Source organism: Bacillus sp. SIMBA_026 (assembly GCF_046535335.1).
GTDB classification, from domain to species: domain Bacteria; phylum Bacillota; class Bacilli; order Bacillales; family Bacillaceae; genus Bacillus; species Bacillus velezensis.
Map to the genome: position 1 here is coordinate 703,123 of NZ_JAWRWX010000001.1, position 20,830 is coordinate 723,952.

Consider the following 20,830-nt stretch of genomic DNA (forward strand, 5'->3'; position numbering starts at 1 on the left):
ATGACACAATTAAAAAAGACAAGCGTACGGAAAGAGCTGCGGACTGAGCAGCCGTCCATTTACTCTTTTGAATTAGATGAAATCAAACAATGGCTGACCGAGAATGGCGAAAAGCCGTTCCGCGCGGCACAGATTTTTGAATGGCTCTATGAAAAGCGGGTTTCTTCATTTGATGAAATGACAAACCTCTCAAAAAGCCTGCGTGAAAAACTCGAGAGCAATTTTGTGCTGACAACGCTGAAAACGGCTGTAAAACAGACATCTCAAGACGGCACGATGAAATTTTTATTTGAGCTTCATGACGGTTATACGATCGAAACGGTTTTAATGAGACACGAGTATGGTAATTCTGTATGTGTAACGACACAGGTCGGCTGCCGGATCGGCTGCACATTTTGCGCGTCAACGCTCGGCGGACTGAAACGGAATCTTGAAGCGGGAGAAATCGTCGCTCAAGTCGTGAAAGTGCAAAAGGCGCTTGATGAAACGGATGAACGCGTCAGCTCAGTCGTCATCATGGGAATCGGAGAGCCGTTTGATAATTTCAATGAAATGCTCGCTTTCTTAAAAATCATTAACCACGATAAAGGGCTGAACATCGGAGCGCGTCATATCACAGTTTCCACCAGCGGAATCATTCCGAAAATTTACGATTTCGCGGATCAAAAAATGCAGATCAATTTCGCGATTTCTCTGCATGCTCCGAATACGGAAATCAGAAGCCGTCTGATGCCGATTAACAAAGCTTATAAGCTTCCTGATCTTATGGAGGCCGTCAAATATTACATCGAGAAAACAGGCAGACGGATCAGCTTTGAATACGGGCTGTTCGGCGGCGTAAATGATCAGGTCGAACATGCAGAAGAGCTTGCAGAACTGTTAAAAGACGTGAAATGCCATGTCAATTTAATTCCGGTAAACTATGTGCCTGAACGGGATTACGTCCGCACACCGAGAGATCAGATTTTCGCATTTGAAAAAACGTTAAAATCCCGCGGTGTAAATGTCACGATCAGAAGAGAGCAAGGCCATGACATTGACGCGGCCTGCGGTCAGCTTCGCGCGAAGGAGCGTCAAGACGAGACGAGGTGAAGAGGTTGATTACAGCCTTGAAAACAGATACAGGTAAAGTCCGCCGGCATAATGAAGATGCGGCGGGCATTTTCACAAAAGAAGACGCGGTGCTTGCGGTTGTCGCCGACGGCATGGGCGGTCATCTTGCCGGAGATGTAGCGAGCAGGATGGCGGTTGCGGCGATGGAAGAGCAGTGGAACCGGACCGAAACGGTTCCTTCTCTGCCGTCTGCTTGCGAGGATTGGCTGAAAGACCGGATTCATGAGGCGAATCTCAAAGTACATGACCACGCTAAAGCGAATGAAGAATGCCGGGGAATGGGCACCACTGTTGTTTGCGCCTTATTCACCGGGAAGTTTGTCACTGTGGCTCATATCGGTGACAGCCGGTGCTACCTGCTTCAAGAGGGGGAATTCACTCAGCTGACTGAGGACCATTCGCTTGTGAATGAGCTGGTCAAGACGGGGGAAATTTCGAAAGAGGACGCCGAGCACCATCCGCGGAAAAATGTATTGACGAGAGCGCTGGGGACAGATGAAACCATCAGTCCCGACGCCCGTTCTTTTGAACTGTCTGACGGCGATCAGCTGCTTTTATGCTCTGACGGACTGTCAAATAAAATAGAAGATCACGAGATCAAACAAATGCTTCAAGCCGAATCTGATCCTCAGGAAAAAGTAGACCTTCTCATCAGCAAAGCGAATCAAAACGGCGGCGAAGATAACATCACGGCTGTGTTGATTGAGTTTTCCGCAGATGCAAAAGAGGGTGAAGACAAGTGCTAACCGGCAAGCGGATCAGCGGGCGTTATCATATCCTCCGGCCCATTGGCGGCGGCGGAATGGCAAACGTTTTTTTAGCTGAGGACATCATTCTCGAACGTGAAGTCGCAATTAAAATTCTGCGGTTTGACTTTGTGAATGACATTGATTTTATCAGGCGTTTCAGAAGAGAAGCACAGTCGGCATCAAGCCTCGATCATCCGAATATCGTCAGTATTTACGATATCGGGGAGGAAGGCGATATTTATTACATTGTCATGGAATACGTGGAAGGCATGACATTAAAGGAATACATAAACGCACACGGGCCGCTCCATCCGAAAGAAGCGCTGTCCATTATGGAGCAGATCGTCTCGGCCATCGCCCATGCCCATCAAAACCATATCGTGCACCGGGATATTAAACCGCATAATATATTGATAGATCATTTAGGGCATATCAAGGTGACGGATTTCGGCATCGCCACAGCGCTTACGTCTACGACAATCACACATACGAATTCTGTGCTGGGCTCGGTTCATTATTTGTCTCCGGAGCAAGCGAGAGGCGGTCTGGCAACGAAAAAATCAGATATTTACGCGCTCGGCATCGTGCTGTTTGAGCTTTTAACAGGTAAAATTCCTTTTGACGGAGAATCAGCCGTCAGCATAGCGCTAAAGCATCTGCAAACAGAAACGCCTTCCGCCAGAAAGTGGAACCCTTCCATTCCGCAGAGCGTCGAAAACATTATTTTGAAGGCAACCGCTAAAGACCCGTTTCACCGCTATGAAAGCGCCGAGGACATGGAAGCGGACATCAGAACGGCTTTTGACGCCGGCAGGCTGAATGAACAAAAATTTTCCGTTCAGGATGATGAGGAAATGACAAAAGCCATTCCCGTTATTACTGACGGCGCAAAAGCCGCGCCTCAGGCGGAAACGCCGGGGAAGACGGACGATAAGGAACAGCAGCCCGCCAAAAAGAAAAAACGGAAATGGCCGTGGGTTTTGCTGGCCGTCTGTTTCATTTTCATTATGGCGGCTGTTCTTGCGGTCACCGTGTTTCCGTCTTTATTTATGCCTAAAGATGTAAGCGTCCCCGACGTACGGGGCATGAAGTACGAAAAAGCGGAAGCCCTGCTTGTAAAGAACGGACTCCGGGCGGATCCTGATATAACGGACATTGAAGATGAAAAAATAAAAGAGGAATTAATGGTCAAAACGGACCCAAAAGCGGGGTCTACCGTTAAAGAAGGCTCTTCTGTAAAACTGTACAAAAGCATCGGAAAACCGAAAACCCAGCTGATCGACGTGAAAGGGCGGCAGATCGGCGACGCAAAAAAAGCGCTGAAGGAAAAAGGCTTCAAACATGTCAATGTCAAAGAAGAGAACGATGACAGCGAGGCCGGCACCGTAATTGATCAGAACCCGTCAGCCGGCACCGACATGGTCGCAAGCGACGATGAAGTCAATCTAACGGTCAGCCTCGGCCCGGCGGACGTTACGCTGAGGGACTTAAAGACTTACAGCAAAGAAGCGGCTTCAGGGTATCTTGAAGATAACGGCCTGCAGCTTGTTGAAAAACAAGCCCATTCAGATGACGTGCCAAAAGGACAAGTCATGAAACAAGAGCCGTCAGCCGGCACTGCGGTTAAGCCGGGAAGTAATGTTGAAGTGACGTTCTCGCTCGGACCTGAAGAAAAACCGGCGAAAACGGTAAAAGAAAAAATCAGCATTCCTTACGAACCCGAACATGAAGGGGACGAGCTTGAAGTGCAAATCGCCATCGATGATAAGGACCACAGCATCTCTGATACGTATGACTCATTTAAAATAAAAGAGCCGACTGAAAAAACAATTGAACTGAAGATTGATCAGGGACAGAAGGGGTATTATCAAGTGATGGTCGATCATAAAGTCGTCAGCTACAAAACGATTGAATACCCGAAAGATAATGACTGACAAGGAGGGACCCTATGCCTGAGGGCAAAATTATAAAAGCGTTAAGCGGATTCTATTATGTCTTGGATGAATCACAGGACAAGATCATTCAATGCAGGGGCCGGGGCATTTTCAGAAAAAATAAAATAACGCCCCTGGTCGGCGATTATGCCGTTTATCAGGCTGAAAATGATAAAGAAGGCTACCTGCTGGAAATCAAAGAACGAACAAACGAGCTGATCAGGCCGCCGATTTCAAATGTCGATCAGGCCGTTCTCGTCTTTTCTGCCGTTCAGCCGGCGTTCAGCACGTCTTTATTGGACCGTTTTCTCGTCCTTGTGGAAGCCAACGGCATTCACCCGATCATCTGCATAACCAAAATGGACTTAGCTGCAGACGGGGAATCGAAAGAGGTGATACTTTCTTACGTGAAAGACTATCAGGCAATCGGTTATGACGTATATGTGACGTCATCAAAAGAAAACAGCGGCTTAACAGGCATTGTGAAACACTTCGAGAACAAAACAACGGTGTTTGCCGGTCAGTCCGGAGTCGGAAAATCTTCGCTTTTAAATGCGATCAGCCCGGAGCTTGAGCTGAAAACAAACGAGATTTCCGCGCATTTGGGACGCGGAAAACATACGACGCGCCATGTGGAGCTCATTCATACATCAGGCGGTCTGGTGGCGGATACTCCGGGATTCAGTTCGCTTGAATTTACCGGCATTGAGGAAGAAGAGCTGGGCAGCACGTTCCCTGAGATCAGAGAAATAAGCGCCTCTTGCAAATTCAGAGGCTGTCTGCATCTTAAGGAGCCGAAATGCGCGGTAAAGCAAGCGGTGGAAGAAGGAGAGATTCAGCCGTACCGCTATGAGCATTACAAAGAATTTATGCAGGAAATAAAAGAGAGAAAGCCGAGGTATTAATATGATTAAGGTTGCGCCATCAATTCTTTCCGCCGATTTTGCTTCACTGGGCGAGGAAATTAAAGACGTGGAAAAAGGAGGGGCGGACTATATCCATATTGATGTCATGGATGGCCATTTCGTCCCTAACATTACAATCGGGCCGCTTATCGTTGAAGCCGTCCGTCCGGTGACTGATCTGCCGCTGGATGTCCATCTTATGATTGAAAACCCGGACCGCTACATCCCGGCATTCGCAAAAGCCGGTGCGGACATCCTTTCCGTTCATGCTGAAGCGTGTCCGCATCTTCACCGGACCATTCAATTGATAAAAGAGCAGGGGGTAAAAGCGGGAGTTGTGCTCAATCCGCATACGCCCGTCCACATGATTGAACATGTGATCGAGGAGCTTGACCTTGTGCTGTTAATGACGGTTAACCCCGGTTTTGGCGGACAGCGCTTCATTCATTCGGTTCTGCCGAAAATCCGTCAGGTCAAACAGCTGGCTGAGGAGAAAGGTCTGTCTGAGCTTTTAATCGAAGTGGATGGAGGCGTTAATAAAGAAACAGCCCCTTTATGCGCTGAAGCGGGCGCCAATCTGCTTGTTGCCGGGTCTGCCGTATATAATCAGCCGGATCGGAAAAAAGCCATCGCTGACATCCGAAACGCATCATAAACATGCTGAAAAAGAGCCCGGTGAAAGCCGCCGGCTCTTTTCGCGTCTAAGAGAGAGGAAAACATATGAAGACAATCAATATTGTTGCGGGCGGCCCGCGGGAGCTTATTCCCGATCTATCCGAATACACAGACGGAGATACGACATGGGTCGGAGTCGATAAAGGGACGGTTGCTCTTTTGGAGGCCGAAATCATTCCGCAGGAAGCTTTCGGTGATTTTGACAGCATTACGGAAGAGGAGCTCATGCAGATTCAAAAAGCGGCGCCGGCCCTCCATGTATATCAGGCGGAAAAAGATTATACCGATCTTGAACTCGCCCTTGACTGGGCTTTACAACTAGAACCGGAAACCATTCGGATATTCGGTGTGACGGGCGGAAGAGCCGATCACTTTTTAGGGAACATCCAGCTGCTGTATAAAGCTTTACATAAGAATACCGATGTCGAGCTGATCGACCGGCAGAATGACATTCAGATGTTCGGGCCCGGCCGTTATACAATTGAAGAGAAAGCAAGCAGACGCTATATTTCTTTCATTCCGTTTACGGAAGCGGCAGACGGCCTGACACTCGACGGTTTTAAATATCCCCTTGATAATTGTCATATTCCTCTGGGTTCCACACTATGTATTAGTAACGAACTCATTCATTCACGAGGTACTTTTTCGTTTGCAAAAGGCATATTAATAATGGTAAGGAGCGCGGATTAGAAAAGCGGCTTCTGCCATATGCGGAAAAAACCATGAATCCTAAAGTGATGAACGCAGCGGATACGGGATTTATAGGAGGGGACAAAATGAAATTTTATACCATTAAATTGCCGAAGTTTTTAGGAGGAATTGTCCGGGCGATGCTGGGCTCATTTAGAAAAGAGTAAGCCCAAGAAGCTGAAATTGCCCTCTTTGAACGCATAAAAAACGCCTGCCGCATAAAAGGGCAGGCGTTCATTTTTGCTTATACACGCTCAACTTTACCGGATTTTAAAGCCCGGGCAGATACATACACTTTTTTAGGTTTGCCGTCAACGAGGATGCGGACCTTTTGAAGGTTGGCGCCCCAAGTACGCTTAGAAGCGTTCATTGCGTGAGAACGGTTGTTTCCGGCTTTTGTTTTTTTACCTGTAATAAAACATTTACGTGCCATTTGTTTCCCTCCTAACTGCGCGAAACATCTTTTCAAACATAGTGTCTCAGATGCTTTCGTTATACAATACTTTAAATAATTTACCACAGCTAAAAACCGTTTGCAACTATTGTTTCCCTTACTTTCAAGAAAAATCACTTGACATGTAAAACCAATCACATTTCCGCGCTGAAGGCCGCTGTCTGTATCTTTTCTTTTCATAATGGGATACATATAGTAGAATAATGATAACTCTATGCACCTGAAGGAGGAACCTGTGTGTCCATTGAAATGAAGACAAAATACGGACAGATTGATATATCCAACGAAGTCATCGCAATGGTTGCCGGAGGCGCTGCCATTGACTGTTACGGAATAGTGGGGATGGCCTCAAAAAACCAGATTAAAGACGGTTTGTCTGAAATCCTCCGGAGAGAGAACTTCGCAAAAGGCGTACATGTCCGTCAGGAAGCCGAACAAATACATATCGACATGTACATTATTGTCAGCTACGGCACTAAAATATCCGAAGTAGCCCACAATGTTCAGACGAAGGTAAAATACACAGTAAATCAAACAATCGGACTTGCAGTTGATTCTGTAAATATTTATGTCCAAGGCGTACGAGTAACGAACCCGTAGTGAGGAGGATGAGTATTGTCTAGACGAAACTTAGATGGGAGAGCTTTTGCGGCAATGATTCTGGCGGGGGCTGAGACATTGTCTCAAAACGCATCCGCGGTGGATGCGCTGAACGTGTTTCCCGTGCCTGACGGCGATACCGGAACAAATATGAATTTATCGATGTCATCCGGTGCAAGAGAGGTAGAGCACATTGACTCACCCGACATCGGCAAAGTCGGCATCGCCCTGTCAAAAGGCCTGCTTATGGGGGCGAGAGGAAACTCAGGGGTGATCTTGTCCCAATTGTTCAGAGGTTTCACAAAGAGCATTGAAAACAAAAACCAAATAGACGCCCAAGAATTTGCCGCAGCACTCCAAGCGGGAGTGGATATGGCATATAAGGCGGTCATGAAACCGGTTGAAGGAACGATTTTAACCGTGGCCAAGGATGCGGCTAAAAAAGCGGTCGCCTCGGCTAAAGAAGAAACCGATATCATTGCTCTCATGGAGGCCGTTATTGAAGAAGCGGAAGCGTCGCTGAACCGCACGCCGGATCTGCTTCCTGTTTTAAAGGACGTCGGTGTCGTTGACAGCGGCGGAAAAGGTCTGCTTTGTGTATATGAAGGCTTTTTGGCTGCTTTAAAAGGAGAGGCCGTACCGAAAAAAGCGGTTCTTCCGGCACTCGATGATATGGTGAATGCCGAGCATCATAAAAGCGCGCAGAGCATGCTGAGTACAGAAGATATTGAATTCGGATTTTGTACGGAAGTGATGGTAAGGCTGGATCAAGATAAACGGACGTTCAAGGAAGAGACGTTCAGAAACGAACTGAGCCGTTTCGGCGATTCATTGCTGGTCGTGGCTGATGATACGCTGGCGAAAGTCCATATTCATGCCGAAGAACCAGGGAACGTACTCAATCTCGCACAGCGTTACGGCGATTTGATTAAAATTAAAATTGAAAACATGAGGGAACAGCATACTTCAATCATCAGCCAAGAACATGATGAAAAAAAGCCGGCCGGCGTTATGAAAGAAGCCCGCAAGCCTTTTGGCATCGTGACTGTGGCAATGGGAGAGGGCATTTCTGAATTGTTTACGAGCATCGGCGCTTCACACGTAATCGAAGGCGGCCAGACAATGAATCCGAGCACGGAAGATATTGTTGAAGCCGTTCAGTCTGTCAATGCGGAGACGGTTTTCATTCTTCCGAACAATTCCAATATTGTGATGGCTGCCAATCAGGCGGCGAGCGTGGCTGAAGAAAATGTCATTGTCATTCCGGCAAAAACGGTCCCTCAAGGCATGACCGCCCTGCTTGCGTTTAACCCTGACCAGCCGGCTGATGTAAATGAAGCCAATATGCTTGAGGCCATCCGGAATGTGAAAAGCGGCCAGGTGACATATTCAGTCAGAGACACCCATATTGACGGCAAAGATATTAAAAAAGGTGATTTTATCGGCATTTTAAACAGTTCAATTATCGGCAGCGCCGAAGATCGGATGAGTGCGGCGAAATTGCTGCTGGATGAAATGATCGGGGAAGAAGATGAAATCGTCACCATCCTGTACGGAGAGGACGCGCCGGAAGAAGAAGCTGAGAAACTTGCTGAGTATATTGCAAGCGTCTGTGAAGATATCGAGGTTGAAATCCATAACGGCAGACAGCCTCTGTATCCATATATATTTGCGGCAGAATAGAAGGGCTTATCAGGCCCTTCTATTCTTATGCCTTTATTTACCTGCGGCAGTGCGGCAGTGTGCCTGCTTGCCAATTGAGAAATGTTCAATTAGTCTAAAGAAAAGCGCTGAATAGAGTGATGTTAAGGAGGAACAAACCAGCATGAAGTATAGAAGCGTTTTTGATATTATCGGCCCGGTAATGATCGGTCCGTCCAGTTCACATACCGCAGGCGCCGCCCGGATCGGCAGAGTGGCCAGAAGCCTATTCAGGCGGGAGCCCCGCCGGATCATTGTGTCTTTTTACGGATCATTTGCGGAGACGTATAAGGGTCACGGCACTGATGTCGCGATTATCGGCGGCCTGCTTGATTTTGATACATTTGATGAACGGATTAAAACAGCGATTCAAATTGCGGAAGAGAAGGGCATATATGTAGAGTTCCGTACAGAGGATGCCGTGCCCGTTCATCCGAATACGGCGCGTATCGTCATTTCTGATGATGAGGGAGAGCTTGCCCTTACTGGTATTTCCATCGGCGGCGGAAAAATAGAAATCACGGAGCTCAATGGCTTTGAGCTGCGTCTTTCCGGAAACCATCCGGCTATTTTAGTCGTTCACAATGATAAATTCGGCACGATTGCAGGCGTTGCCAATGTGCTTGCGAAATTCTCCATCAACGTCGGACATATGGAAGTGGCGCGTAAGGACGTCGGCCAGCTTGCGCTGATGACGATTGAGGTCGATCAGAATATTGAAGAAGAAGTGCTTGACGAGCTTTCAACACTTCCTAATATTATACAGGTTACTAAGATAGCTGACTAAAAAGTCAGGAGGAAAATGACATGTTTCGTAATGTAAAAGAATTAATAGAAATCACTCAAGAAAAACAAATTCCGATTTCGGAAGTGATGATCACCCAAGAGATGGAAGTAACGCAAAAAACGCGGGAAGAAATCTTTCAAGGAATGGAGCGCAATCTCTCCGTCATGGAAGCAGCTGTTGAAAAGGGGCTGAAGGGCGTCACGAGTCAGACCGGTTTAACAGGCGGAGATGCCGTGAAACTTCAGGCATACATCCAATCGGGAAGAAGCCTGTCGGGCAATCTGATTTTAGACGCCGTTTCTAAAGCTGTCGCGACAAATGAAGTCAATGCGGCCATGGGAACGATCTGCGCTACACCGACCGCCGGCTCTGCCGGGGTTGTGCCGGGAACGTTATTCGCCGTAAAGCATAAGCTGAACCCTACGACAGAACAAATGATCCGTTTTCTGTTTACAGCCGGCGCGTTCGGTTTTGTCGTAGCAAACAATGCGAGTATTTCAGGAGCGGCAGGAGGCTGTCAGGCGGAAGTCGGGTCAGCATCAGGCATGGCAGCGGCTGCGATTGTGGAAATGGCGGGCGGAACGCCTCAGCAATCAGCGGAAGCAATGGCGATTACACTGAAAAATATGCTCGGTCTCGTATGTGACCCGGTCGCCGGATTGGTAGAAGTGCCGTGTGTCAAACGAAATGCAATGGGAGCATCGAACGCAATGATCGCGGCGGATATGGCGCTGGCCGGGATTACAAGCCGCATTCCTTGCGATGAGGTGATTGACGCGATGTACAAAATCGGCCAGACAATGCCGACAGCACTGCGTGAAACGGGACAAGGCGGTTTAGCCGCGACACCGACGGGAAGAGAATTAGAGAAAAAAATTTTCGGAGGAGCGCTGAAATCAAGTGACACACCATCAGCAAACTAGTATAGCGGAAATTAAGGGCATTGGGCCGGAAACAGAAAAAACATTGCGCGAACTTGGTATCTATGACATTTCTGATCTTCTGAATTATTTCCCTTACCGTTATGACGACTATGAGCTGAGGGACTTAGAAGAAGTAAAACATGAAGAAAGAGTGACGGTAGAAGGGAAGGTTCATTCAGAGCCTTCTCTTACCTATTACGGCAAAAAACGAAACAGGCTGACATTCAGGGTGCTTGTCGGCAATTATTTAATTACCGCGGTCTGCTTTAACCGTCCCTACTTAAAAAAGAAACTGACGTTAGGTTCTGTCGTCACAATATCCGGGAAATGGGATAAACACAGACAGACCGTTTCCGTGCAGGAATTAAAAAACGGTCCTCATCAAGAAGATAAAAGCATTGAGCCTGTTTATTCCGTTAAAGAAAACGTCACCGTAAAAATGATGAGACGGTTTATTAAGGAAGCGCTGGAGCATCATTTGGACAGTGCGGCCGATCCGCTTCCTGAAAAATTGAGAATCCGCTACAAGCTGCCTGATTACAAACATGCCCTGCAGACGATGCATCAGCCTGAAACGAGGGAATCGTTACAGCAGGCAAGACGCCGGTTTGTTTACGAGGAATTCTTATTATTTCAGCTGAAAATGCAGGCGTTCCGTAAAGCGGAAAGGGAACAGTCAAAAGGCATCAGCCATGTGTTCCCTGCTGAAAAGCTCGCCGCTTTCACAGACAGCCTGCCGTTTTCGCTCACAACCGCACAGACGCGCGTGCTTCGAGAAATTACCGCTGATATGACATCTCCTTACCGAATGAACCGTCTGCTGCAAGGTGATGTCGGTTCAGGGAAAACGGCCGTCGCCGCCATCGCTTTGTACGCTGCGATTCTGTCGGGGTATCAGGGGGCATTAATGGTGCCGACTGAAATTCTGGCCGAACAGCATGCAGATTCTCTCGTATCATTGTTTGCAAATGAAGATGTGAATATCGCGCTTTTGACGAGTTCTGTAAAAGGAAAGCGGCGCAGGGAGCTTTTGGAGCGGCTTGCTCTCGGAGAGATTGATATTTTAGTAGGTACCCATGCTTTAATCCAGGATGAAGTGGAATTTAAAGCGCTGAGCCTTGTCATTACGGACGAGCAGCACAGGTTCGGGGTCGAACAGCGCAAAAAACTCAAGAATAAAGGCCAGGATCCGGATGTGCTGTTTATGACAGCCACCCCGATTCCGAGAACGTTGGCCATTACCGTCTTCGGAGAAATGGATGTTTCCGTGATAGATGAAATGCCCGCGGGGCGAAAACAAATCGAAACGTATTGGGTGAAACACGACATGCTGGAGCGGATTTTGGCTTTTATAGAAAAAGAGCTGAAACAGGGAAGGCAAGCCTATATTATCTGCCCGCTCATTGAAGAGTCGGATAAACTGGATGTACAGAATGCGATTGACGTATATAACATGCTTTCTGACGTTTACCGCGGGAAATGGAATGTCGGCCTGATGCACGGGAAGCTCCATTCTGATGAAAAAGATCAGGTGATGAGAGAATTCAGCGCCAATCAATGTCAGGTACTTGTGTCAACAACCGTCGTAGAAGTCGGGGTGAACGTGCCGAATGCGACGATTATGGTCATCTATGACGCCGACCGTTTCGGATTATCTCAGCTCCACCAGCTCCGCGGCCGGGTCGGGCGGGGAGACCACCAATCTTTCTGCATCTTGATGGCAGATCCGAAATCCGAAACCGGGAAGGAACGGATGAGAATCATGTCGGAGACAAACGACGGCTTCGAGCTGTCTGAAAAGGACCTTGAACTGCGCGGCCCCGGGGATTTCTTCGGAAAAAAACAGAGCGGTATGCCCGAGTTCAAGGTGGCGGATATGGTTCATGACTACAGAGCTTTGGAGACGGCCCGCCAGGATGCGGTCAATCTGGTGTCTTCAGAGGCTTTTTGGAAAGATGACGAATACCGCATGCTGCGCGGTCAATTACTTTCAAGCGGCGTCTTGGAAGGGGAGAAATTAAGCTGATTCTGTAAAATTCGGCGGCTTTCAAAAAACAATCATTGCATTCCAATCTATGAGATTATATACTACTATTAGTACCTAGTCTTAATTGTCCGGATGGTGTTTACAGATGAGAAGAAGCAAAAAAGAACGCCAAAAATTATTGCAGCAGACGATCAAATCGACACCCTTCATCACAGATGAAGAATTAGCGGGGAAATTCGGCGTCAGCATTCAGACGATCCGTTTAGACCGCTTAGAGCTCTCAATACCGGAGCTGAGGGAAAGAATTAAAAACGTGGCAGAACAAACGCTTGATGATGAAGTGAAATCACTGTCTTTAGACGAAGTGATCGGTGAAATTATTGATCTGGAGCTTGACGGCCAGGCCATTTCCATATTAGAAGTAAGACGCGAACATGTCTTCAGCCGCAATCAAATTGCGCGGGGGCATCATTTGTTTGCGCAGGCGAACTCACTCGCCGTAGCCGTCATTGATGATGAGCTGGCGCTGACCGCAAGCGCAAATATCCGCTTTACAAGACAGGTGAAAGAAGGCGAGCGCGTCGTTGCGAAAGCCAAAGTGACGGCAGTCGAAAAAGAAAAAGGCAGAACGGTAGTTGAAGTCAACAGCTATGTGGGAGAAGAAGTCGTGTTCTCCGGCAGCTTTGACATGTACCGTTCAAAACAATCATAAAGGTGGAGCATGCATGAGAATAGCTGTAGATGCAATGGGAGGCGACAACGCACCCAAAGCTGTTATTGACGGAGTAATGAAGAGTATTGAGGCATTTGACGATCTTCATATTACGCTGGTCGGTGACAAGACAACGATAGAATCACACTTGCCAACAACATCAGACCGCATCACTGTGTTGCACGCCGATGAAGTGATTGAACCGACGGATGAACCGGTCCGCGCCGTACGCAGAAAGAAAAACTCTTCTATGGTGCTGATGGCGCAGGAAGTGGCTGAAAACAGAGCGGACGCCTGCATCTCAGCGGGGAATACGGGCGCACTCATGACAGCGGGACTGTTTATCGTCGGCAGAATTAAAGGAATCGACCGGCCTGCGCTTGCGCCGACGCTTCCGACCGTTTCAGGCGACGGTTTCCTTCTTTTGGACGTGGGAGCCAATGTCGATGCCAAACCGGAGCATCTCGTCCAGTACGGAATTATGGGATCTGTATATGCCCGGCAGGTTCTCGGAATCAGCTCGCCCCGCGTCGGCTTGTTAAATGTCGGCACGGAAGAAAAGAAAGGAAACGACCTGACAAAAAAGACGTTTGAATTATTAAAAGAAACAAACGTGAATTTTGTCGGAAACGTAGAGGCGAGAGACTTGCTCGAAGGCGCTGCTGACGTCATCGTCACAGACGGCTTTACGGGCAACGTCACGTTGAAAACATTGGAAGGTTCAGCGTTATCGATTTTCAAAATGCTGAAAGATACACTGACTTCAAGTTTTGTTTCTAAGCTCGCAGCGGGAGTGCTGAAGCCGAAGCTGATGGAAATGAAACTGAAAATGGACTATTCTGAGTACGGCGGGGCGAGTCTTTTCGGTTTGAAAGCGCCCGTCGTTAAAGCGCACGGCTCTTCTGACGCACGCGCTGTTTACCATGCGCTGCGCCAGGCGAGAGAAATGGTCAGCCAAAACGTGGCCGCATTTATAGAAGAAGAAGTAAAAGAAGAAAAAACAGATGAGTAGTCTGGAGGTTACCGCATCATGAGTAAGATTGCATTTTTATTTCCCGGACAGGGATCACAATATATCGGTATGGGAAAAGACCTGTACGAACGCGAAGAAGCGTCAAAACGTATTTTTGATGAAGCGGATGAAACGCTTGAAACAAAGCTGAGCTCACTCATTTTTGAAGGTGACGCCGAAGAATTGACCCTTACATACAATGCGCAGCCCGCGCTGTTGACAACGAGCATCGCCGTATTGGAAAAGTTTAAAGAATCCGGCATCACCCCTGATTTCACCGCCGGCCACAGCCTCGGAGAATATTCGGCGCTTGTTGCGGCGGGAGCGATGACATTTAAAGATGCCGTTTACACGGTAAGAAAACGGGGAGAATTCATGAATGAAGCCGTGCCGGCCGGAGAAGGCGCCATGGCAGCTATTCTCGGAATGGATGCGGAGTCCTTGAAAAAGGTGACGGATCAAGTGACGGAAAACGGTCATCTCGTACAGCTTGCAAACCTGAACTGCCCCGGCCAGATCGTCATTTCCGGAACGGCAAAAGGCGTGGAGCTTGCTTCAGAAGAAGCGAAAAACAACGGAGCAAAACGGGCAATCCCATTAGAAGTAAGCGGACCGTTCCATTCTGAATTAATGAAGCCGGCAGCGCAAAAACTCGAGGAGGTGCTCAGCGCCTGTGAGTTAAAAAATGCGGCTGTTCCCGTGATTTCAAACGTTTCGGCTGACGTTATGACAGAAAAAGACGATATCAAGAAAAAATTGATCGAACAGCTGTACTCACCTGTGCGCTTTGAAGAAACCATTAACAAACTGATTGACGAAGGTGTCACGACGTTTGTTGAAATCGGGCCCGGAAAAGTGCTTTCAGGCCTTGTGAAAAAAGTGAACCGCCGCCTTAAAACAATCTCGGTTTCTGACCATGAAACCATCGAACTGGCGATTCAAACGCTGAAGGAGGAGAATCAGGATGCTTAATGAAAAAACAGCAGTGGTAACGGGAGCGTCCCGCGGAATCGGGCGGGCGATCGCGCTTGATCTTGCGAAAAACGGCTGTAACGTAGTAGTCAACTACTCCGGGAATGAAGCGAAAGCGAACGAAGTCGTAGATGAAATCAAATCTTTGGGCCAAAACGCGATCGCGGTAAAAGCCGATGTATCAAATTCCGAAGAAGTACAAAACATGATGAAAGAGGCTGTCGCTGCATTTTCTTCAATCGACATTCTCGTGAACAATGCGGGGATCACAAAAGACAATCTTCTGATGAGAATGAAAGAAAATGAATGGGATGATGTCATTAACATTAACCTGAAAGGTGTATTCAACTGCACGAAAGCCGTGACAAGACAGATGATGAAACAGCGCTCCGGCCGGATTATCAACGTATCATCAATCGTCGGCGTCAGCGGAAACCCCGGCCAGGCGAACTATGTGGCGGCAAAAGCCGGTGTAATCGGCTTAACGAAGTCATCAGCCAAAGAGCTTGCGAGCCGAAATATTACGGTTAATGCCATTGCTCCGGGCTTTATTTCTACAGATATGACGGACAAGCTTTCTAAAGAAGTCCAAGATGAAATGCTGAAGCAGATTCCGCTCGCGCGTTTCGGTGATCCTTCCGATATCAGCAGCGTTGTTACGTTCCTTGCTTCTGAAGGATCGCGTTATATGACGGGCCAAACCCTTCATATTGACGGCGGAATGGTGATGTAAAGATTTGTTTTTAAAATTTCATCCTAGTTTCTCTAGTTTTTTAAAAACGAATCCTCTATAATACTTGAGGGGAGGTGAATTGCTATGGCAGATACATTAGAGCGTGTAACGAAAATCATCGTAGACCGCCTTGGCGTTGATGAAGCTGACGTCAAACTTGAAGCTTCTTTCAAGGAAGACTTAGGTGCTGATTCCCTAGATGTAGTTGAGCTTGTTATGGAACTTGAAGACGAGTTTGATATGGAGATTTCTGACGAAGATGCTGAAAAGATTGCAACAGTCGGCGACGCTGTGAACTACATACAAAACCAGCAATAAGCTGATGCTAAAAGTCCCGCCTGACAGCGGGGCTTTAGCCCTTTAATCGTTCGGTTACCGGCGTCTGACGCTGTACGCGCTGCCGATTCCGTTTACGGCGGGGAGCGCGGTGAACCTGATGTGCCTATGGAGGTTACTATGTCAAAATACTCACATTTTAAAGATAAAAAAAAGTTCTATAAAAAAATAGAGCAATTTAAAGAGTTCCAAGAACGGATTTCGGTTCATTTTCAAAACGAGAAACTTTTGTATCAAGCATTTACACATTCATCTTATGTGAATGAGCATCGGAAAAAGCCGTATGAAGACAATGAAAGGCTTGAATTTTTAGGTGACGCTGTTTTGGAACTGACGATCTCCCAATTCTTATTTGCCAAATATCCGGCCATGAGTGAAGGAGATTTGACGAAGCTGAGAGCCGCTATCGTATGCGAGCCGTCACTCGTCTCACTTGCCCATGAATTGTCATTCGGCGATCTTGTTCTCTTGGGAAAAGGAGAAGAAATGACGGGCGGCAGAAAGCGTCCTGCGCTTTTAGCGGATGTGTTTGAAGCGTTTATCGGCGCACTGTATCTGGATCAGGGCCTTGACCCGGTTCAGCAATTCCTGAAAGTGTACGTGTTCCCTAAAATAAACGATGGTGCTTTTTCTCATGTGATGGATTTCAAAAGCCAGCTTCAAGAATTTGTACAGCGGGACGGAAAAGGATCGCTTGAGTACAAAATTCTCAATGAAAAAGGGCCTGCCCACAACCGGGAATTCGAGGCGCTTGTCTCTCTTAAAGGTGAGGCGCTCGGTATCGGGAACGGACGTTCCAAAAAAGAAGCCGAGCAGCATGCGGCACAGGAAGCTCTTGCAAAAATGCAAAAACATCATACGAAACAATAAAATCCCCCTGTTTCCCTAGGGGGATTTCAGTATGTCTGCGCCTGATATAAGCGGGTGATTATGATAATATTGAGATACTTATACGATAAGGAGGATCTGGGATGTTCCTCAAACGTTTAGACGTTATAGGATTTAAATCGTTTGCAGAACGGATATCCGTTGACTTTGTAAAAGGCGTCACGGCCGTTGTCGGTCCGAACGGCAGCGGAAAGAGCAACATTACCGAAGCCATCCGCTGGGTGCTCGGCGAACAATCAGCCCGCTCGCTTCGGGGCGGAAAAATGGAAGATATCATTTTTGCGGGAAGTGATTCGCGCAAGCGGCTGAACCTTGCCGAAGTCACGTTAACGCTTGATAATGAAGATCATTTTCTCCCGATCGATTATCACGAAGTCAGCGTGACGAGACGGGTGTACCGTTCCGGAGAGAGTGAATTTCTCATCAACAATCAGCAGTGCCGCCTGAAAGACATCATTGACTTATTTATGGACTCCGGGCTCGGGAAAGAAGCATTCTCTATTATCAGCCAGGGGAAAGTCGAAGAGATTCTCAGCAGCAAAGCGGAAGACCGCCGCAGTATTTTTGAAGAAGCGGCCGGCGTGCTGAAATATAAAACAAGAAAGAAAAAAGCGGAAAACAAACTGTTTGAGACGCAGGATAACTTAAACAGGGTGGAAGATATTCTCCACGAGCTTGAAGATCAGGTCGAACCGCTGAAAATCCAGGCATCAATCGCCAAAGACTACTTAGAAAAAAAGAAAGAGCTTGAGCATGTCGAAATCGCCCTTACCGCCTTTGACATCGAAGAACTGCATGGCAGATGGTCGGGTTTAAAAGACAAGGTGCAGGCTGCTAAAGAAGAAGAATTGGCGGAATCATCGGCTCTGTCCGCAAAAGAAGCGATGATAGAAGAGACGAGAGATAAAATCCACGCGCTTGATGAATCGGTCAACGAACTGCAGCAGGTTCTGCTCGTGACAAGTGAAGAGCTGGAAAAGCTGGAAGGCCGGAAAGAAGTGCTGAAAGAGCGCAAAAAAAACGCCGCGCAAAACCGGGAACAGCTTGAGGAATCCGTTACACATTACACGAACAAAGAAGCCGAACTGAAAGCGGACATTGAAAAACAGTCTGCCGTCTATGATAAGCTGCGTGCGGAAGTGAAGCGGTTAAACGCCCAGGTGAAAGAAAAGCAGCAGGCTCTCAGTCTGCATAATGAAAATGTAGAAGACAAAATCGAACAATTAAAAAGCGATTACTTTGAATTGTTAAACAGCCAGGCGTCGATTCGCAACGAGCTGCAGCTTTTAGATGACCAGATGTCCCAATCTGCGGTCCAGCAGGCGAGACTGACCGCAAACAATGAAAAATACCTTGAAGAACGTAACGATATTGCAGTCCGCAAAGCGGCGTGCGAAGAAGAATTGGCCGCCGTTGAAGAGGATATTCACAATCAGGTCGTCCGCTTTCGCGAAGTCCAGACAGCATATGAACAAAAAAAACGCCAATATGAAAAGAAAGAATCTGCGCTGTATCAGGCGTATCAATTCGTCCAGCAGGCCAGATCCAAAAAAGATATGCTTGAAACGATGCAAGGCGATTTTTCAGGATTTTACCAAGGCGTAAAAGAAGTGCTGAAGCAGAAAGAGCAGCTTGGCGGCATCCGCGGCGCCGTTCTCGAACTGATTGCCACCGAACAAAAATATGAAACGGCGATCGAGATTGCACTCGGCGCAGCGGCGCAGCACGTTGTCACAGACGACGAGCAGGCGGCGCGGAAAGCGATTCAATATTTAAAACAGAATTCATTCGGCCGCGCGACGTTCCTGCCGCTTACGGTTATGAAACCGCGCCAGCTCCAAACCCGTGATGAACAGACGGCTTCAAAGCATCCGTCTTTCCTCGGCACAGCGAGCGGGCTTGTCACATATGATGCCGCGTATCGGAATGTCATTCAAAACCTTCTCGGCACCGTGCTGATCACTGAAGATTTAAAAGGCGCAAATGAACTGGCCAAGCTTCTCGGGCACCGCTACCGCATCGTGACGCTTGAGGGTGATGTCGTCAATCCAGGCGGATCAATGACAGGCGGCGCGGTCAAAAAGAAAAACAATTCTCTGCTCGGCAGAAGCCGTGAGCTTGAGACGGTGACTGCGCGGCTTGCCGAAATGGAAGAAAAAACAGCTCTGCTTGAAAAAGAGGTCAAAACGCTGAAGCAGGCCATTCAAGAGCTTGAACATACGCTGAGCGGTCTCCGTGAAGACGGTGAAGCTTTCAGAACAAAGCAGCAGGATGTAAAAGGCAGGCTGTATGAACTCGAAGTCGCTGAAAAGAACATCAATACCCATCTGGAGCTTTACGATCAGGAGAAAGCATCGCTGACGGAAAGCAGCCGGGAAAAAGAGACGCGCAAATCAGCTCTGGAAGAACAGCTGAGTGAGGCATCCGGCCAGCTGAAAGAGCTTGAGGAAGAGATGGAAAAGCTGACAAAACAAAAGCAGACCCTATCCTCAACAAAAGAAACGCTCTCTCATGAACTGACGGAATGTAAAGTGGCCGCTGCGAAAAAAGAACAGGCGTGCTCGAGTGAGGAAGACAACCTCAAAAGGCTGAAAAAAGAGCTTGAAGAAACGCAGCTCGCTCTGAAAGAAACACGGGAAGATTTAAGCCTCCTGACCTCAGAGATGACGTCCAGCACAAGCGGTGAGGAGCAGCTTGAAGAAGCAGCCCATCATAAACTTCACGATAAAACGAGAACGATCGAATTGATCGCCAGCCGGCGCGACCAGCGGGTGAAGCTTCAGAGGGCGCTTGATACGAACGAGCTTGAGCTGAAAGAGATGAAGCGTCTGTACAAGCAAAAAACGGACATTCTGAAAGATGAAGAGGTAAAACTCGGCCGGATGGAAGTCGAGCTTGATAATCTCTTGCAGTATTTACGCGAGGAGTACAGCTTATCCTTTGAAGGGGCAAAAGAACAATATCAGCTCGAACTCGAGCCTGAAGAGGCGAGAAAACGGGTCAAACTGATCAAGCTTTCAATTGAAGAGCTCGGAACGGTCAATCTCGGCAGCATCGATGAATTTGAAAGAGTAAACGAACGGTATCAGTTTTTAACAGAGCAGAAAAATGACCTGACGGAAGCGAAAAACACACTGTTTCAAGTCATTGAAGAAATGGATTCTGAAATGACGAAGCGATTCCATGAAACGTTTGTCCAGATCCGTTCTCAATTCAACGACGTGTTCCGTTCTTTATTCGGAGGAGGACGGGCTGAACTGAAGCTGACTGATCCGAATGATCTTCTTAATTCCGGGGTGGACATTATCGCGCAGCCTCCGGGCAAAAAACTGCAAAACTTAAATCTTTTGTCAGGGGGAGAACGGGCGCTGACTGCCATTGCCCTTTTATTCTCCATTCTGAAAGTAAGGCCCGTGCCGTTCTGCGTCCTTGATGAAGTGGAAGCTGCGCTTGATGAAGCCAATGTATTCAGGTTTGCGCAATATTTAAAAAAATACAGCGGCGACAGCCAGTTTATCGTCATCACCCACAGAAAAGGCACTATGGAAGAAGCGGATGTCCTCTACGGTGTTACAATGCAGGAATCCGGCGTTTCCCGAATGGTTTCGGTCAAACTGGAAGAAACAAAAGAATTCGTTCAGTAACGAGGAAAGAGGTTG

The 20,830-nt window shown here is 47.7% G+C and carries 20 protein-coding genes; 19 read left to right on the forward strand and 1 reads right to left on the reverse strand.

Annotated features, from left to right (window positions below; translation table 11 throughout):
* The 7 genes from rlmN to spoVM all read left to right on the forward strand — a co-directional run bounded on the left by rlmN (nucleotide 1) and on the right by spoVM (nucleotide 6,233).
* Nucleotides 1-1,092 (forward strand): dual-specificity RNA methyltransferase RlmN, encoded by a 1,092-nt coding sequence (rlmN, locus tag SB847_RS03555; RefSeq protein WP_003154339.1) that lies wholly within the window; start codon nucleotides 1-3, stop codon nucleotides 1,090-1,092.
* Nucleotides 1,093-1,097: 5 nt separating this feature from the next.
* Complete coding sequence (locus SB847_RS03560) at nucleotides 1,098-1,859, forward strand: Stp1/IreP family PP2C-type Ser/Thr phosphatase (RefSeq protein ID WP_038457977.1); 762 nt, start codon at nucleotides 1,098-1,100, stop codon at nucleotides 1,857-1,859.
* Complete coding sequence (gene pknB, locus SB847_RS03565; RefSeq protein ID WP_410577344.1) at nucleotides 1,853-3,796, forward strand: Stk1 family PASTA domain-containing Ser/Thr kinase; 1,944 nt, start codon at nucleotides 1,853-1,855, stop codon at nucleotides 3,794-3,796. The genes SB847_RS03560 and pknB overlap by 7 nt, the downstream gene beginning before the upstream one ends.
* Nucleotides 3,797-3,810: 14 nt before the next feature.
* Complete coding sequence (gene rsgA, locus SB847_RS03570; protein ID WP_410562320.1) at nucleotides 3,811-4,701, forward strand: ribosome small subunit-dependent GTPase A; 891 nt, start codon at nucleotides 3,811-3,813, stop codon at nucleotides 4,699-4,701.
* Between the two features lies 1 nt (nucleotide 4,702).
* A complete protein-coding gene (gene rpe, locus SB847_RS03575) occupies nucleotides 4,703-5,356 on the forward strand; it encodes a ribulose-phosphate 3-epimerase (protein WP_062623349.1) in 654 nt (217 codons plus the stop codon).
* A gap of 65 nt (nucleotides 5,357-5,421) precedes the next feature.
* Nucleotides 5,422-6,066, forward strand: coding sequence for a thiamine diphosphokinase (locus SB847_RS03580; protein ID WP_410562318.1), 645 nt, complete (start codon nucleotides 5,422-5,424; stop codon nucleotides 6,064-6,066).
* A gap of 86 nt (nucleotides 6,067-6,152) precedes the next feature.
* Nucleotides 6,153-6,233 (forward strand): stage V sporulation protein SpoVM, encoded by an 81-nt coding sequence (gene spoVM, locus SB847_RS03585; protein WP_003154329.1) that lies wholly within the window; start codon nucleotides 6,153-6,155, stop codon nucleotides 6,231-6,233.
* Between the two features lie 77 nt (nucleotides 6,234-6,310).
* Here spoVM and rpmB read toward each other — a convergent pair whose 3' ends face one another.
* A complete protein-coding gene (gene rpmB, locus SB847_RS03590) occupies nucleotides 6,311-6,499 on the reverse strand; it encodes a 50S ribosomal protein L28 (RefSeq protein ID WP_003154328.1) in 189 nt (62 codons plus the stop codon).
* Nucleotides 6,500-6,757: 258 nt separating this feature from the next.
* On the opposite strand from rpmB, the gene SB847_RS03595 reads away from it, so the two are divergent.
* The 12 genes from SB847_RS03595 to smc all read left to right on the forward strand — a co-directional run bounded on the left by SB847_RS03595 (nucleotide 6,758) and on the right by smc (nucleotide 20,815).
* A complete protein-coding gene (locus SB847_RS03595; protein WP_003154327.1) occupies nucleotides 6,758-7,120 on the forward strand; it encodes an Asp23/Gls24 family envelope stress response protein in 363 nt (120 codons plus the stop codon).
* Between the two features lie 15 nt (nucleotides 7,121-7,135).
* Complete coding sequence (locus SB847_RS03600; RefSeq protein ID WP_410562313.1) at nucleotides 7,136-8,803, forward strand: DAK2 domain-containing protein; 1,668 nt, start codon at nucleotides 7,136-7,138, stop codon at nucleotides 8,801-8,803.
* 142 nt (nucleotides 8,804-8,945) lie between these two features.
* Nucleotides 8,946-9,608: an L-serine ammonia-lyase, iron-sulfur-dependent subunit beta gene (gene sdaAB, locus SB847_RS03605; RefSeq protein WP_017417764.1), complete on the forward strand. Its 663-nt coding sequence runs from the start codon at nucleotides 8,946-8,948 to the stop codon at nucleotides 9,606-9,608.
* 20 nt (nucleotides 9,609-9,628) lie between these two features.
* On the forward strand, nucleotides 9,629-10,531 hold the full coding sequence (gene sdaAA, locus SB847_RS03610) for an L-serine ammonia-lyase, iron-sulfur-dependent, subunit alpha (protein WP_003154324.1): 903 nt from the start codon (nucleotides 9,629-9,631) through the stop codon (nucleotides 10,529-10,531).
* Nucleotides 10,509-12,557 (forward strand): ATP-dependent DNA helicase RecG, encoded by a 2,049-nt coding sequence (gene recG / locus SB847_RS03615; RefSeq protein ID WP_410562310.1) that lies wholly within the window; start codon nucleotides 10,509-10,511, stop codon nucleotides 12,555-12,557. The genes sdaAA and recG overlap by 23 nt, the downstream gene beginning before the upstream one ends.
* Nucleotides 12,558-12,663: 106 nt before the next feature.
* Nucleotides 12,664-13,230 carry a transcription factor FapR gene (fapR, locus tag SB847_RS03620; RefSeq protein ID WP_003154320.1) on the forward strand — a complete coding sequence of 189 codons (567 nt, stop codon included), beginning with the start codon at nucleotides 12,664-12,666 and terminating at the stop codon, nucleotides 13,228-13,230.
* A 13-nt stretch (nucleotides 13,231-13,243) separates the two neighbouring features.
* Nucleotides 13,244-14,242: a phosphate acyltransferase PlsX gene (gene plsX / locus SB847_RS03625; RefSeq protein WP_007409758.1), complete on the forward strand. Its 999-nt coding sequence runs from the start codon at nucleotides 13,244-13,246 to the stop codon at nucleotides 14,240-14,242.
* Between the two features lie 18 nt (nucleotides 14,243-14,260).
* Nucleotides 14,261-15,214, forward strand: coding sequence for an ACP S-malonyltransferase (gene fabD, locus SB847_RS03630; protein WP_003154316.1), 954 nt, complete (start codon nucleotides 14,261-14,263; stop codon nucleotides 15,212-15,214).
* Complete coding sequence (gene fabG, locus SB847_RS03635) at nucleotides 15,207-15,947, forward strand: 3-oxoacyl-[acyl-carrier-protein] reductase (protein ID WP_032874875.1); 741 nt, start codon at nucleotides 15,207-15,209, stop codon at nucleotides 15,945-15,947. The genes fabD and fabG overlap by 8 nt, the downstream gene beginning before the upstream one ends.
* Before the next feature lie 84 nt (nucleotides 15,948-16,031).
* The gene (gene acpP / locus SB847_RS03640) at nucleotides 16,032-16,265 is read left to right on the forward strand and encodes an acyl carrier protein (protein WP_003154310.1); all 234 of its coding nucleotides are present in this window, start codon (nucleotides 16,032-16,034) and stop codon (nucleotides 16,263-16,265) included.
* 138 nt (nucleotides 16,266-16,403) lie between these two features.
* Nucleotides 16,404-17,153, forward strand: a complete 750-nt coding sequence (gene rncS / locus SB847_RS03645) for a ribonuclease III (protein ID WP_410562305.1) — start codon at nucleotides 16,404-16,406, stop codon at nucleotides 17,151-17,153.
* 101 nt (nucleotides 17,154-17,254) lie between these two features.
* Nucleotides 17,255-20,815: a chromosome segregation protein SMC gene (smc, locus tag SB847_RS03650; protein ID WP_410562303.1), complete on the forward strand. Its 3,561-nt coding sequence runs from the start codon at nucleotides 17,255-17,257 to the stop codon at nucleotides 20,813-20,815.
* Nucleotides 20,816-20,830 lie beyond the last annotated feature (15 nt).

Coding starts and splice junctions, on each gene's coding strand:
- rlmN (WP_003154339.1), top strand. CDS start 1: ATGACACAATTAAAAAAGACAAGCGTACGGAAAGAGCTGCGGACTGAG.
- rsgA (WP_410562320.1), top strand. CDS start 3,811: ATGCCTGAGGGCAAAATTATAAAAGCGTTAAGCGGATTCTATTATGTC.
- rpmB (WP_003154328.1), bottom strand. CDS start 6,499: ATGGCACGTAAATGTTTTATTACAGGTAAAAAAACAAAAGCCGGAAAC.
- plsX (WP_007409758.1), top strand. CDS start 13,244: ATGAGAATAGCTGTAGATGCAATGGGAGGCGACAACGCACCCAAAGCT.
- sdaAA (WP_003154324.1), top strand. CDS start 9,629: ATGTTTCGTAATGTAAAAGAATTAATAGAAATCACTCAAGAAAAACAA.
- smc (WP_410562303.1), top strand. CDS start 17,255: ATGTTCCTCAAACGTTTAGACGTTATAGGATTTAAATCGTTTGCAGAA.
- fabG (WP_032874875.1), top strand. CDS start 15,207: ATGCTTAATGAAAAAACAGCAGTGGTAACGGGAGCGTCCCGCGGAATC.
- SB847_RS03580 (WP_410562318.1), top strand. CDS start 5,422: ATGAAGACAATCAATATTGTTGCGGGCGGCCCGCGGGAGCTTATTCCC.
- fapR (WP_003154320.1), top strand. CDS start 12,664: ATGAGAAGAAGCAAAAAAGAACGCCAAAAATTATTGCAGCAGACGATC.
- rpe (WP_062623349.1), top strand. CDS start 4,703: ATGATTAAGGTTGCGCCATCAATTCTTTCCGCCGATTTTGCTTCACTG.
- spoVM (WP_003154329.1), top strand. CDS start 6,153: ATGAAATTTTATACCATTAAATTGCCGAAGTTTTTAGGAGGAATTGTC.
- sdaAB (WP_017417764.1), top strand. CDS start 8,946: ATGAAGTATAGAAGCGTTTTTGATATTATCGGCCCGGTAATGATCGGT.
- fabD (WP_003154316.1), top strand. CDS start 14,261: ATGAGTAAGATTGCATTTTTATTTCCCGGACAGGGATCACAATATATC.
- acpP (WP_003154310.1), top strand. CDS start 16,032: ATGGCAGATACATTAGAGCGTGTAACGAAAATCATCGTAGACCGCCTT.
- rncS (WP_410562305.1), top strand. CDS start 16,404: ATGTCAAAATACTCACATTTTAAAGATAAAAAAAAGTTCTATAAAAAA.